The organism is Streptomyces sp. WM6372 (assembly GCF_001279655.1).
GTDB lineage: Bacteria > Actinomycetota > Actinomycetes > Streptomycetales > Streptomycetaceae > Streptomyces.
The window spans coordinates 37,878-50,953 of the sequence record NZ_LGDB01000047.1; the positions used below are offsets into that span (position 1 = coordinate 37,878).

At 72.1% G+C, this 13,076-nt stretch carries 13 protein-coding genes; 10 read left to right on the forward strand and 3 right to left on the reverse strand.

Features of this window, described 5'->3' with window-relative positions; all coding sequences use genetic code 11:
- Window positions 1-33: 33 nt before the first annotated feature.
- From ADK52_RS06100 to ADK52_RS06145, 10 genes are all read left to right on the forward strand, one after another.
- Window positions 34-972, forward strand: coding sequence for an FKBP-type peptidyl-prolyl cis-trans isomerase (locus tag ADK52_RS06100; protein WP_053688746.1), 939 nt, complete (start codon window positions 34-36; stop codon window positions 970-972).
- A gap of 42 nt (window positions 973-1,014) precedes the next feature.
- Window positions 1,015-1,392, forward strand: a complete 378-nt coding sequence (locus ADK52_RS06105) for an FKBP-type peptidyl-prolyl cis-trans isomerase (protein WP_053688747.1) — start codon at window positions 1,015-1,017, stop codon at window positions 1,390-1,392.
- Between the two features lie 154 nt (window positions 1,393-1,546).
- Window positions 1,547-2,503, forward strand: coding sequence for a helix-turn-helix transcriptional regulator (locus ADK52_RS06110; protein ID WP_053688748.1), 957 nt, complete (start codon window positions 1,547-1,549; stop codon window positions 2,501-2,503).
- 115 nt (window positions 2,504-2,618) lie between these two features.
- Window positions 2,619-3,587, forward strand: a complete 969-nt coding sequence (locus ADK52_RS06115; RefSeq protein WP_053688749.1) for a helix-turn-helix transcriptional regulator — start codon at window positions 2,619-2,621, stop codon at window positions 3,585-3,587.
- Window positions 3,588-3,714: 127 nt separating this feature from the next.
- On the forward strand, window positions 3,715-3,972 hold the full coding sequence (locus tag ADK52_RS06120; protein WP_053688750.1) for a hypothetical protein: 258 nt from the start codon (window positions 3,715-3,717) through the stop codon (window positions 3,970-3,972).
- 26 nt (window positions 3,973-3,998) lie between these two features.
- Complete coding sequence (locus ADK52_RS06125) at window positions 3,999-4,199, forward strand: hypothetical protein (protein WP_053688751.1); 201 nt, start codon at window positions 3,999-4,001, stop codon at window positions 4,197-4,199.
- A 214-nt stretch (window positions 4,200-4,413) separates the two neighbouring features.
- Window positions 4,414-4,710: a Sec-independent protein translocase subunit TatA gene (tatA, locus tag ADK52_RS06130; protein WP_030860241.1), complete on the forward strand. Its 297-nt coding sequence runs from the start codon at window positions 4,414-4,416 to the stop codon at window positions 4,708-4,710.
- A 73-nt stretch (window positions 4,711-4,783) separates the two neighbouring features.
- The gene (tatC, locus tag ADK52_RS06135; RefSeq protein WP_053688752.1) at window positions 4,784-5,749 is read left to right on the forward strand and encodes a twin-arginine translocase subunit TatC; all 966 of its coding nucleotides are present in this window, start codon (window positions 4,784-4,786) and stop codon (window positions 5,747-5,749) included.
- 17 nt (window positions 5,750-5,766) lie between these two features.
- Complete coding sequence (locus ADK52_RS06140) at window positions 5,767-6,672, forward strand: diacylglycerol kinase (protein WP_053688753.1); 906 nt, start codon at window positions 5,767-5,769, stop codon at window positions 6,670-6,672.
- 80 nt (window positions 6,673-6,752) lie between these two features.
- A complete protein-coding gene (locus tag ADK52_RS06145) occupies window positions 6,753-9,593 on the forward strand; it encodes a DEAD/DEAH box helicase (RefSeq protein ID WP_053688754.1) in 2,841 nt (946 codons plus the stop codon).
- An 18-nt stretch (window positions 9,594-9,611) separates the two neighbouring features.
- Here ADK52_RS06145 and ADK52_RS06150 read toward each other — a convergent pair whose 3' ends face one another.
- From ADK52_RS06150 to ADK52_RS06160, 3 genes are all read right to left on the reverse strand, one after another.
- Window positions 9,612-10,586 (reverse strand): RluA family pseudouridine synthase, encoded by a 975-nt coding sequence (locus ADK52_RS06150; RefSeq protein WP_053688755.1) that lies wholly within the window; start codon window positions 10,584-10,586, stop codon window positions 9,612-9,614.
- Between the two features lie 18 nt (window positions 10,587-10,604).
- Window positions 10,605-12,155, reverse strand: coding sequence for a serine hydrolase (locus tag ADK52_RS06155; protein WP_053688756.1), 1,551 nt, complete (start codon window positions 12,153-12,155; stop codon window positions 10,605-10,607).
- A 79-nt stretch (window positions 12,156-12,234) separates the two neighbouring features.
- Window positions 12,235-13,068 (reverse strand): siderophore-interacting protein, encoded by an 834-nt coding sequence (locus ADK52_RS06160; RefSeq protein ID WP_053688757.1) that lies wholly within the window; start codon window positions 13,066-13,068, stop codon window positions 12,235-12,237.
- Between the last annotated feature and the right edge of the window lie 8 nt (window positions 13,069-13,076).

Sequence of the window (13,076 nt, forward strand, 5' to 3'; positions counted from 1 at the left end):
CGACCGCACCGCCGTCTGAGATCTGAGGAACACGTGCGCCGACTTGCCGGCCTGCTTGTCGTACCCCTTCTGCTGCTGTCGACAGCAGCCTGTGGCGACAGCGGCTCCGACTCCGCCCAGATGAAGAACGGGGTGCCCGCGATCACGAAGGGCGCCAAGTTCGGGGAGACGCCCACCCTGTCGCAGGCGAAGGGGGACCCGCCGAAGGAACTGAAGGTGGTGACCGTCAGCGAGGGCACCGGCCCGGCGCTGAAGAAGGGCGATGTCGCCCAGGTCAACTACCTCGGCCAGGTCTGGGACGGCAAGGAGCCGTTCGACCAGAGCTTCGGCAAGGGCAAGCCGTTCGAGGTGACCATCGGTGCCGGAATGGTCATCAAGGGCTGGGACCAGGGTCTTGAGGGCAAGAAGGTCGGCAGCCGCCTGGAACTGGTGATCCCGCCGGACCTGGGTTACGGCGACAAGGGCTCCGGCGACAAGATCAAGCCGAACGCCACGCTGGTCTTCGTCGTGGACATCGTCAAGGGCACCTCGGTCCCGGCCTCGGCCACGGGCAAGGAGGTCGCGCAGGACAACAAGGACCTGCCGAAGATCGGTACGAACACGGACGGCAAGGAAGTCTCCGTGACCGTTCCGAAGGACACCGCGCCGCCGGCGAAGCTGGTCTCGAACTACGTGCTGGAGGGTGACGGCCCGGCCGTCAAGGACACCGACAGCGTCGTGGTCAAGTTCAACGGCAAGACGTGGAAGGACGACAAGACCTTCGAAAGCACGTACGCCACGGACCAGACGGTGACCTGGCCGATGGACCAGCTCTCGGTCAAGGGTCTCAAGGAAGGCCTGACCGGCAAGAAGGTCGGCAGCCGCATCCTGCTGGTCATCCCGCCGGACCAGGGCTTCGGCGACAAGGAGACGGGCACCATCCCGGCCAACTCGACGCTGGTCTTCAGCCTCGACATCCTCGCCGTGATGTAAGACTGTCCGGGTTGACCTGATTCAGTTTTGAGGAGCAGTTCCGTGAGCAACCAGCTCGAGAAGCCCGAGATCGACTTCCCCGACTTCCCGGTCCCCGCCGACCTGGTCATCGAGGACATCTGGGAGGGCGACGGCGCCGAGGCCACGGCCGGGAACAAGGTCTCCGTCCACTACGTGGGCGTGTCCTATTCCACGGGTGAGGAGTTTGACGCCTCCTGGAACCGCGGCGCCCCGCTGCAGTTCATCCTGGGCATCGGCCAGGTCATCGCCGGCTGGGACCAGGGCGTCCAGGGCATGAAGGTCGGCGGCCGGCGCAAGCTGGTCATCCCGGCCCACCTGGCGTACGGCGACAACAGCCCGACCCCCGCGATCAAGCCGGGCGAGACGCTGATCTTCGTCTGCGACCTGATGGGCGTCTGATCCGACGACCCGCGATCGGCAGAAGGGGCCCCCGCCGTCAGGCGGGGGCCCTCGCTTTTGCCGGGGACCGCCGGGGCGGTACGGTCAACGGTCACGGACGTGTCGTGCGTGCCGTGGGTGCAACGTGTGGGCGGAGAAGGGCGGAAGGGCGTCGATGGCGATTGCCAAGGCCGAGCGGCTGATGAATCTGGCGCTGTGTCTGCTGGGGACCCGCCGGCCGCTGAGCAAGCGAGAGCTGCGCGGTTCCATCGAGGCGTACATGGAAGCCGGCAACGACGAGTCGTTCAACCGCATGTTCGAGCGGGACAAGGACGATCTGCGTGAACTCGGCCTGGTCATCGAGACGGTGGAGAACCTGGAGGGCGAGACCGGTTACCTCGCCCGCCGCGACAGCAACCGGCTGCCGCCCGTCTCCCTCGACGCCGAGGAGGCCGCCGCCCTGGGGCTCGCGGCCAAGGTCTGGCAGCAGGCCCGTCTCGCCGGAGCCGCCAGCGGCGCCCTGCAGAAGCTGCGCGCGGGCGGGATGCCGGAGGCGGGGGATCCGTACGAGGGCCAGCACAGCGCCATCGAGCCGCGCATCCCGGTCCACGAGGCGGCCTTCGAACCGCTGATGCTGGCCTGCCGCGACCGCCGGCCGGTGGTCTTCGACTACCGCAAGTCCACGGCCGCGCGCCCCGAGAGCCGGCAGGTGGAGCCGTGGGCGCTGGAGTGCTGGCGCGGCCACTGGTACCTGGCCGGCTACGACCGCGACCGCGGGGCGGAGCGGGTGTTCCGGCTCTCCCGGATCACCGGCAAGGTCCGCTCCCGGGCGGCCAAGTACACCGCCGAGGTCCCGGACGTGGTCACCGTACGGGAGACCGTCGCGAGCTGGGCCGGGGAGAGCGCGGACCGCTCCGCGCTGATCCGGCTGCGGTCCGGGGCCGGGTACCCGCTGCGGGCCAAGGCCACCGCCGTGCGCGAGGGCGGGGACGGCTGGGACGAGCTGGAGATCCCGTACGGGCACGGGCTCGACGCCTGGCTGGTCGAGTTCGGGCCGGACGTGGTGGTCGTGGGCCCCGCAGACCTGCGGGCCGACGTCGTGGACCGGCTGCGCGCCGTGGCCGCGGGCTGAGGCCGCCCCGGCGGACCGGACCGCTCCGAGCCGCCCTGGCCGCCGCCCGATCCGCCGCACCGATCGCACCACCGCACCGTTCGCAAGACGTGCCCTGAGGGGGAGACGTACCAGCATGGCTGCCAACGCCATCGACCAGACCCGCCGGATGCTGTCCCTGGTGACGTACCTGCGCGAGCGCCCCGGGGCGCACGTCGCCGACGTCGCCCGCGCCTTCGGGATCACCGAGGACGAGCTGATCTCGGACCTCGACGTGCTGCCCATGTGCGGGACCAGCTTCCGCGGCGGGGACCTGCTCGACATCGACACCGACGGGGAGCGCATCTGGTGGCGCAACCCCGACGCCTCGGGGGAGTCCACCGCGGAGCCGCTGCGCCTGGCCGCCGACGAGGCGACCGCGCTGCTGGTCGCCGCCCGCGCCGTGGCCACGCTGCCCGGGCTGCGCGAGAGCGACCGGGACGCGCTGCTGCGCGCCACCGCGAAGCTGGAGGCCGCCGCGGGCGAGGCGGCCGGGGCCAGCTCCCGGCTGTCGGTGACCTTCGAGTCGGAGGGCGGGGTCTTCGCCGACGTCGACCGGGCCATCGCGGAGCGCCGGCGGCTGTGGCTGCGCTACTACTCGCCGGCCCGGGACGAGCTGACCGAGCGCAAGGTCGACCCGATCCGGCTCTTCGCGGTGGGCCACACCTACATGGAGGGCTGGTGCCACCTCTCCGAGGCCCGGCGCACCTTCCGCCTCGACCGGGTCGCCGAGATCCGGCTGCTGGACGAGCGGGCCGAGCCGCCCGCCATCGAGCCGCGCGACCTGTCCGAGGGACTCGTCCAGCCGGCCGCCGAGGACCCGGAGGTCGTGGTCGAGGTCGGGCCGGGCGGCCGCTGGGTCGCCGAGTACTACCCGCACGACAGCGCCGAGGAGCTGCCCGACGGCGGCCTGCGGATCACGCTGCGCAGCCCGGACCCGGCCTCGCTGCGCCGGCTCGCGCTGCGGCTGGGCCGCGAGGGCCGGATCGTGGCGCCCGCGGAGCTGGCCGACAGTGCGCGGCAGGCGGCCCGGGAGGCGCTCGCCGGGTACGGGGAACAGGACTGAGCGGGGCGGACACGCACGCCGAAGAGGCAGGGCAGGGCAAGGGGAAGCGGCGGGCCGTGCGGTACGGGCCCTGCCGTACGGGAGCTGCGCCGTCCGCGAGCGGACGGTCTGAGGGGAGCGCCGAGCGATGTCGCCAATGTCCGGGCCGCGGGGTGTGCAGGCCGCCGCAGGGCCGCCGGTCGCCTTCAAAGCGGCCTGTTCCGACTGCCGGGCCCGCTTCGAGCTGGACGCGGGGGCCCTGCGGCTGGTGATCGGCGGGAGCCGGCGCACCACGTTCTACTCGTTCACCTGTCCCGCGTGCGGGGCCTCCGTCCGCAAACCGGCCGGCGAGCGCATCGTGGAACTGCTGACCGGTGGCGGCGTGAGCACCCTGCGCAGCGTCTGAGGCGGCCGGTGGCCTAGGCTCGACCCATGCTGTGGCCGATGCTCGCAATCGCCCTGGGTTTCCTCGGGCTCGCCGTCCTCGCCGTCCTCGCGGTGCGCGTCTTCGTGGAGGTGCGGCGGCTGTCCGGCCAGGTCGAGCTGGCCAGCCGGCGGATCGCGGACGCCTCGGGGGACCTGGAGCGCGCGGCGAGCGACCTGGCGCGTGCGGGTGGCACCGCCCGGCCGTAAAACGGGACAAAGCGCAGGATCGTGACCCGCAGGTCTCTGGAAAGTGCGGGTCGGGACCCGTACCGTCGGTCCCAGCCGCACGCAAGGCGGGATACCCCGGGGGATTGCCGGGCGTTAACCCCCGGGGGTTACGATCCTTGCCTGAGCGGTCACGGATCAAGATCCGGGGCCGCCGACACCACAATCAGCCGTTTCGGTGAGAAGGAAGTCAGACATGATCGGCAATCTGAAGCCTCTTGAGATCCTCCTGATCATCGCCGTGATCTTCCTGCTGTTCGGTGCCAAGAAGCTCCCCGACATGGCGCGCTCCCTCGGCAAGTCGGCCCGCATCCTCAAGAGCGAGGCCAAGGCCATGAAGGCGGAGAGCGCCGCGGAGGACAACGCCACCGCCGCGACCGTCGCCGACCAGGCCCCGCAGCAGGCCGCCGCCCCGCGCACCATCAAGGCCGCTCCCGGCGACGTGACCAGCTCGCGTCCGGTCAACGAGCCGAACCACACCACCCAGGGCTGATCGCCCGGCCGCCGGACCGCCGGTCCGCGGCCGAGATCACGACGGTCATCTGCAACGAGACAAGGGACGTGGGTTGCTCAAGTCTGCCCGCAAGCAGGAGAAGCAAGGCAAGCAGGAGAAGGACGCCGAAGGGCGCATGCCTCTTGTCGAGCACCTGCGTGAGCTGAGAAACCGCCTGCTGAAGTCGGTCCTGGCGATCCTCGTGATCACTGTCGTGGCGGCCTTCTACTACAAGAACCTGATCGACTTCATGCTGAAGCCGATGCTGGACTCCGTCGGCTGCACCAACGGCGTGGTCTCGCAGCGCAACGGCCGGCCCTGCGCCGACATGACCGTGAACGGCCTCATCGCCCCGTTCTCGATCGCCCTCAAGGTCTCGCTCACCGCCGGTGTGGTGCTCTCGGCCCCGGTGTGGCTCTACCAGCTCTGGGCCTTCGTCGCCCCCGGCCTGCACAACCACGAGAAGCGCTACGCGATGGGCTTCGTCGCCGTCGGCGCTCCGCTGTTCGGCGCCGGTGCGGTGCTCGCGTACAAGCTGCTGCCGAAGACCGCGCAGATCCTCCTCGAATTCACCCCCGAGAACGCGCGCAACCTGCTCCCGGTCGACGACTACCTCGACCTGGTCACGCGCATGGTCGTCGTCTTCGGCCTCGCGTTCGAGCTGCCGCTGCTGCTGATCCTCCTCAACTTCACCGGGGTCCTCACCGCGAAGCGGCTGGCGAGCTGGTGGCGGGCCATGGTGCTGGGCATCACGATCTTCGCCGCGTTCGCCACGCCCACCGGCGACCCGCTGACCATGCTGTCGCTGGCCGCGCCGATCATCGCCCTCTACTTCATCGCCCTCGGGATCTGCCTGGTCAACGACCGCAGGCGGCGCCGCGGCAACCCCGACGCGCTGCTCGACGACGACGAGGCGTCCGAGCTGGACCTGACGCCCGCGCCGATCGGTGAGATGGATCCCGTCCAGGCCCCGGCCGCCCTGCCCGAGCAGGCCGACGGCGGACGCAGGCAGATCAACGGTTACGACGACGCGACCTGACAGGTACATTCCGGTGGGTGAGCGCTGAGATCACCCTCCTCGTCAATCCCACCGCGGGACGCGGCCGGGGCGCGCACGCCGCGCAGCCGGCCGCTTCCGCGCTCCGGGCCGCCGGGTTCTCCGTACGGACGGTCCTCGGCGCCGATGCCGAGGACGCGCTGGCCCGGCTGCGCACCGCCGTCCGTGAGGGCACCGGGGCGGTGATCGCCGTCGGCGGCGACGGCGTGGTCTCCCTGGCCCTGCAGGCCCTGGCCGGGACGCTGGTGCCGCTCGGGGTGGTCGCCGTGGGGACCGGGAACGATTTCGCGCGGGCCATGGGGCTGCCCGTGGGGGAGCCCGCGCAGGCGGGACGGCTGGCCGCCGAGGCGCTCAAGGAGGGCCGGATCCGCGAGATCGACCTCGGGCGGGTGGCGGGGACCCCGGACCGGCGGGAGACCTGGTACGGGACCGTGCTGTGCTCCGGCTTCGATTCGCGGGTCAACGACCGCGGCAACCGGATGCGGCTCCCGGCGGGCCGGTTCAAGTACGACCTGGCGATCCTCGCCGAGCTGGCCGCCTTCCGGCCGTTCCCGTACCGCATCACCCTCGACGACGGCCCGGTGATCGAGACCGAGGCCACGCTGGTGGCCGTCGGGAACGGGACCTCGTACGGCGGCGGCATGCGCATCTGCGCGGACGCCGTCCCGGACGACGGGCTCTTCGACGTCGTGGTCGTGGGCGACTGCAGCCGGACCACCCTGCTCAGGGTCTTTCCGCAGGTCTACAAGGGGACGCACCTCGGCCACCCGAAGGTGACCGTCCACCGGGCCGCCAAGATCACGCTGGAGGCCGCCGGGATCACCGCGTACGCGGACGGCGAGCCGCTGGGACCGCTGCCGGTGACCGCCGACTGCGTTCCGGGGGCCCTGCGGCTGCTGTCGTAGCGCCGTCCCGGCGGCGGCCGGGCGGTCCGTATAAATGATCGCGACTGTTGTCAGGGGCGGCGGGTAGGCTCGAAGACAAGATGACCGAAGAACTCTCACCGGCGGAGCGGTACGCCGCTGCCCGGATCCGCGCCGCCGAAGAGGCCACCGCCCTGGCCCCCTTCCGCGAGATGTACGAATTCGATCTGGACGCGTACCAGGTCGACGCCTGCAAGGCACTGGAGGCCGGCAAGGGCGTCCTCGTCGCCGCCCCGACCGGCTCGGGCAAGACGATCGTCGGCGAGTTCGCCGTGCACCTCGCCCTCGGCCAGGGCCGCAAATGCTTCTACACGACGCCCATCAAGGCCCTGTCGAACCAGAAGTACGCCGACCTCGTCAAGCGCTACGGCGCCGACAAGGTGGGCCTGCTGACCGGTGACAACAGCGTCAACTCCGAGGCGCCCGTGGTCGTGATGACCACCGAGGTGCTCCGCAACATGCTCTACGCGGGCTCGCAGTCGCTGCGCGGCCTCGGCTACGTCGTGATGGACGAGGTGCACTACCTCTCCGACCGGTTCCGCGGAGCCGTCTGGGAGGAAGTGATCATCCACCTCCCCGAGTCGGTCACGCTGGTGTCCCTGTCGGCCACGGTGTCCAACGCCGAGGAGTTCGGCGACTGGCTCGACACCGTGCGCGGCGACACCGAGGTGATCGTCTCCGAGGAGCGTCCCGTCCCGCTGTGGCAGCACGTCATGGCCGGCCGCAAGATCTACGACCTCTTCGAGGAGGAGTCCGACCACGGAGGCCGCGGCTCCGCGCGCCGCGAGGTCAACCCCGACCTGCTGCGCATGGCGCGCGAGGAGAACACCCGGACGTACAGCCCGAAGGACCGGCGGCGCGGCAAGATGGTCCGCGAGGCCGACCGCGAGCGCGAGCGGCGCTCCCGCGGCCGGATCTGGACCCCGAGCCGCCCCGAGGTCATCGCCCGCCTCGACGGAGACGGGCTGCTGCCCGCCATCAACTTCATCTTCAGCCGGGCCGGCTGCGAGGCCGCCGTCCAGCAGTGCCTCTTCGCGGGCCTGCGGCTCAACGACGACACGGCCCGCCTGAAGGTCCGCGAGATCGTCGAGCAGCGGACGGCCTCCATCCCCACCGAGGACCTGCACGTCCTGGGGTACTACGAGTGGCTCGAAGGCCTGGAGCGGGGCATCGCCGCGCACCACGCCGGCATGCTGCCCACCTTCAAGGAGGTCGTGGAGGAGCTGTTCGTCCGGGGCCTGGTCAAGGCCGTCTTCGCCACCGAGACCCTGGCGCTGGGCATCAACATGCCCGCGCGCACGGTGATCCTGGAGAAGCTGGTCAAGTGGAACGGCGAGCAGCACGCCGACATCACCCCCGGCGAGTACACGCAGCTCACCGGCCGGGCCGGGCGGCGCGGCATCGACGTCGAGGGCCACGCCGTGGTGCTGTGGCAGCGGGGCATGGACCCGGCGGGGCTCGCCGGGCTCGCCGGTACCCGTACGTATCCGCTGCGCTCCAGCTTCAAGCCCTCGTACAACATGGCCGTGAACCTGGTCAGCCAGTTCGGGCGGCACCGCTCGCGCGAACTGCTGGAGACCTCGTTCGCGCAGTTCCAGGCCGACCGCTCGGTCGTCGGGATCTCCCGGCAGGTGCAGCGCAACGAGGAGGGCCTGGACGGTTACCGGGAGGGCATGACCTGCCACCTCGGGAACTTCGAGGAGTACGCGCAGCTGCGCCGCGACCTCAAGGACCGCGAGACGGACCTGGCCAAGCAGGGCGCGGCCCAGCGGCGGGTGCAGGCGGCCAGTTCGCTGGAGAAGCTCAAGCCGGGCGACATCATCCACGTGCCGACCGGCAAGTTCGCCGGGCTCGCGCTGGTCCTGGACCCGGGCGTGCCGGCCGGGCGGGTCAACGGGCACCGGGGGTACGAGTACGCGGAGGGCCCGCGGCCGCTGGTGCTGACGGCGGAGCGGCAGGTCAAGCGGCTCGCCGCGATCGACTTCCCGGTCCCGGTCGAGGCCATCGAGCGGATGCGGATCCCCAAGACGTTCAACGCGCGCTCGCCGCAGTCCCGTCGGGACCTGGCCTCCCAGCTGAGGTCCAAGGCCGGGCACATCGCGCCGGAGCGGCGCGGGCGCGGCAGGGCGGCGGCGGCCGACGACCGCGAGATCGCGCGGCTGCGCGCCGAGCTGCGGGCGCACCCCTGCCACGGCTGTGACGAGCGCGAGGACCACGCCCGCTGGGCGGAGCGCTACCACCGCCTCAAGCGGGACACCCAGCAGCTGGAACGGCGCATCGAGGGCCGGACGAACACGATCGCCCGCACCTTCGACCGGATCCACGCGCTGCTCACCGAGCTGGACTACCTGCGCGAGGACGAGGTCACCGTGCACGGCAAGCGGCTCGCCCGGCTGTACGGGGAGCTCGACCTGCTGGCGTCGGAGTGCCTGCGCGAGGGCGTCTGGGAGGGGCTGTCCCCGGCGGAACTGGCCGCCTGCGTCTCGGCGTTGGTGTTCGAGGCGCGGCAGTCCGACGACGCGGTGGCGCCGAAGGTGCCGGGCGGCGCGGCGAAGGCGGCGCTGGGCGAGATGGTCCGCATCTGGGGCCGGCTCGACGCGCTGGAGGAGGAGCACCGCATCAACCAGGCGGAGGGCGTGGGCCAGCGCGAGCCGGACCTGGGCTTCGCGTGGGCGGCGTACCAGTGGGCCTCCGACAAGAGCCTGGACGAGGTGCTGCGGGAGGCGGAGATGCCGGCCGGCGACTTCGTGCGCTGGTGCAAGCAGGTCATCGACGTGCTGGGGCAGATCGCGGCCGCGGCTCCCCCGGCGTCCGGTGACAGCGGGAGTACGGTGGCCCGCAACGCCCGCAAGGCCGTGGACGCGCTGCTGCGCGGCGTGGTGGCCTACAGCTCGGTCGGCTAGGCGGCCCGGCCTCGTCGGCTAGCCGGTTTCGGGGCTGTCGGGACCCCGCCAGCCGGCGAGGTCCTGCCAGGCCCGGAGGCTCAGACCGCTCTCGAAGCGGCGCGGGGCGCCGGTGACCGGGTCGGTGAACGACACCGTACGGGCCAGGAGCTGGAGCGGCCTGCGGTAGTCGTCCGGGGCCGGGTCGGTGACCTCCGGGTACAGCGGGTCGCCGAGGATCGGCAGGCCGAGGCCGTTCATGTGCACCCGCAGCTGGTGGGTGCGCCCGGTGTGCGGGGTCAGCCGGTAGCGGCCCAGCTCCCCCTGGGTGGCGAGGAGTTCGACCAGGGTCTCGGCGTTCGGCTCCGCGTCCGGGATCTCGGCCGCCGCCATGACCCCGCGGGTCTTCTCGATGTGGCTGCGGACGGTGCGCGGCAGTTCGACGGCCGGATCGTGGCGGGCGAGGGCCTCGTACTGCTTGACCACCCGCCGCTCCTGGAACAGCAGCTGGTACGCGCCGCGGTCCTCGGGGCGGATGCTGAACATCACCAGTCCGGCGGTCAGCCGGTCCAGCCGGTGCGCCGGGCTGAGCTCGGGCAGGTCGAGCTCGGTGCGCAGCCGGGCCAGGGCGGTCTGCGTGATGTGGCTGCCGCGCGGGGTGGTCGCCAGGAAGTGCGGCTTGTCCACGACCAGCAGGTGCGCGTCCCGGTGGACGACGCGGATCGGGAACGGCACCACGGGCTCCGGCTCCATGTCCCGGTGGAACCACAGGTAGGCGCCCGGCTCGTACGGGTCCTGCGGGCTCAGGACCCGCCCGCCGGGGCCGAACACCCGCCCGGCGCGCAGCAGGTGCGCGATGGACTCGGCGCCGCGGGTGCCGGCGTACCGCTCGGCCAGGTAGCCGCCGAGGTCGGGCCAGCGCCCCTCGGGGTCGGCCGGCAGCCGCAGCCGGACCGGGTCGATGCCGGCGACCTGGGGGAGGGGCGAGGGGGGTGCCTGGGCTCTGCGTCTCATCGGGTCCAGGCTATGCGGCTACTGCTTGGTGAACGTGCCCAGGTGGTTGGCGTCCAGGTACTCGATGCGGACCGTGCCGTCCTTGAAGACCACCCCGGTGCGGCCGACGGCGTTCTCGCCGGCGGTCACGTAGCTGAAGGTGTCCCCGTCGTAGTGGGTGAGCGGGAAGCGCATCGGCTTCGGGCCGAGGGAGAGGGTGAGACCGCCCTTGCCGCCCGCGTTCGCCGTCACGGTCAGCTTCCCGTAGTACGGGCTGACGTAGGTCCCGGTGTACGCGCTGTCGGCGCGGGCCGCCTTCGCGCCCGCGGGCGGGTGCGCGTAGTCGGTGGCGGAGGGGCCGGGGCCGAGTTGCTGGGCGTACAGCTCGGCGAAGAGCGGCAGCCAGTCGGTGGTCGGCGCGCCGTGCTCGGCGGTGTCGAAGAAGTCCATCGCGATGGCGTCGGCCATGCCGACCGGGGCGCCGTTGGTGAGGACGACGATGCCGAGCTTCTCCAGCGGGAGCAGCGTGACGTTGGTGTTGGCGCCGAGTTCGAAGCCGCCGGAGTGGCTCAGGCGCAGCCGGCCCGCGTCGTCGTACGAGACGTTCCAGCCGAGCCCGTAGAAGCCGGTGTGGTCCAGGGGCGGGGTCGGCGCCTGCGACACGATGTGCGGCAGGCGCGTGGCCGCCAGGGTGTCGGCGGGAATGATCCGCTTCCCGTCGAGGGTGCCGCCGGCGAGCTGGAGGCGCAGCCAGCGGGCCATGTCGGTGGCGGTGGAGCTCACGCCGCCGGCCGGTGCCTGGGCGTCGGGGTCGCGCACGAAGCGGGGCGACCAGGTCCCGTCCGGGTTCTTGACGTGGGTGGCCGCGTGGTCGGGGGCGTTGACGAAGGCCGAGAACTCGGTGCTCGTGTGCGTCATCCCGGCGGGCTTGAACAGGGTGTCCTGGCTGAGCTTCTCCCAGGTCGTGCCCTTCTGCCGGGCGACGGCCTCGGCGGCGGCGGTGAGGCCGAAGTTGGTGTAGGCGTAGCTCGCGCGGAAGGGGGTGAGGGGCTCCAGGCGGAGGTGGTCGAGGATGTACGCCTGGTCGTAGCCGAGGTCTTCGAGGAGGTCCCCGGCGTGGTCGGGGAGGCCGCTGCGGTGCGAGAAGAGGTCGGCGGTGGTGACGTGGCCGGTGACCCAGGGGTCCTTCAGCGCGAAGCCGGGGAGTTCGGTGCGGCCGTCCCAGTCGGCGGGGTCCTTGAGGGCGCCTGCCACCACCGTGGAGGAAATCGGTTTGGAGACGGACGCGACCTGGAAGACGGTGTCGGGGCCGATGGCGCCGGGGGCGTCGGTGCGCCGGACGCCGAAGCCCTTGAGGTAGACGACCTTGTCGTCGTGGACGACGGCGACGGCGGCCCCGGGGACCCCGGTGCTGCGCATGGTGTCGGTGACGAACCCGGGCAGGCGCGCGAGCGCCCTGTCCACTTCCGAGTCGGTGATCTGCGGCTTGGGCGCGGGCGGCGGGCTGGGCGCGGCGTGCGCGCCGGCCACCGCCGTTGCCGTGAGGACGGTGGCGGCTCCGGCTGCGCCGAACATGCGGAGCGTACGCATGCCCACATTGTCACGCCGAACGGGTGACCCCGCCGCTCGGAGCGGCGGGGGCGGCGCCCGGGCCGGGCCCGGGGTGCGGTTACGCCGCGGACTCCTGTTCGGCCAGGACCCGCTCGTTCCAGTCGCGCTTGATGGCCCGCCAGCCCTCGTCCGTCTCGCCGAGGCGCCAGTAGCCGGAGATCGACAGGCGCTCCTTGGGGATGCCCCGCTCCAGGCGCAGGTGGCGGCGGAGGTCCTTCACGAAGCCGGCCTCGCCGTGGACGAAGGCGTGGACGTCGCGGGAGGGGAACTCCAGGGCCCTGACCGCCTCGACGAGCATCTCGCCGACCGGGCCGGAGCCGCGGTGCAGCCAGACGGGGACGACCCCGTCCGGGGTGGCGACCTTCTGCTCGTCGTCCGGGCCCTCGACCTCCACGAACGCGCGCACCCGCGCGCCCGCCGGCATGCGCTCCATCGCCGCGGCGATCGCCGGCAGCGCGCTCTCGTCGCCCACCAGCAGGTGCCAGTCGGCCGCCGGGTCCGGCGCGTACGCGCCGCCGGGGCCGAGGAAGCGGACGAGTTCACCCGGCTGGACGCGGGCCGCCCAGGGGCCGGCCAGCCCCTCGTCGCCGTGGACGACGAAGTCGAGCGTCAGCTCCAGGTGCGCCGGGTCCCAGGCGCGGACCGTGTACGCCCGCTGGCGCGGCCAGGCCTCCCGCGCGTACTCGGCGCGGATCCGGTCCAGGTCCCACGGCGAGGGGTAGGTGACGCCTTCGGGGGCGAACAGGAGCTTGATGTAATGGTCCGTGAACCCGCCCGCACTGAACCGGACCAGTCCGGCACCGCCCAGCACCACGCGCACCATGTGCGGCGTCAGCCGCTCTGTGCGCACGACGACTGCGGTGCCGATCTTGCGGGCGCGTCCTTCTGCCACGGCGTCTC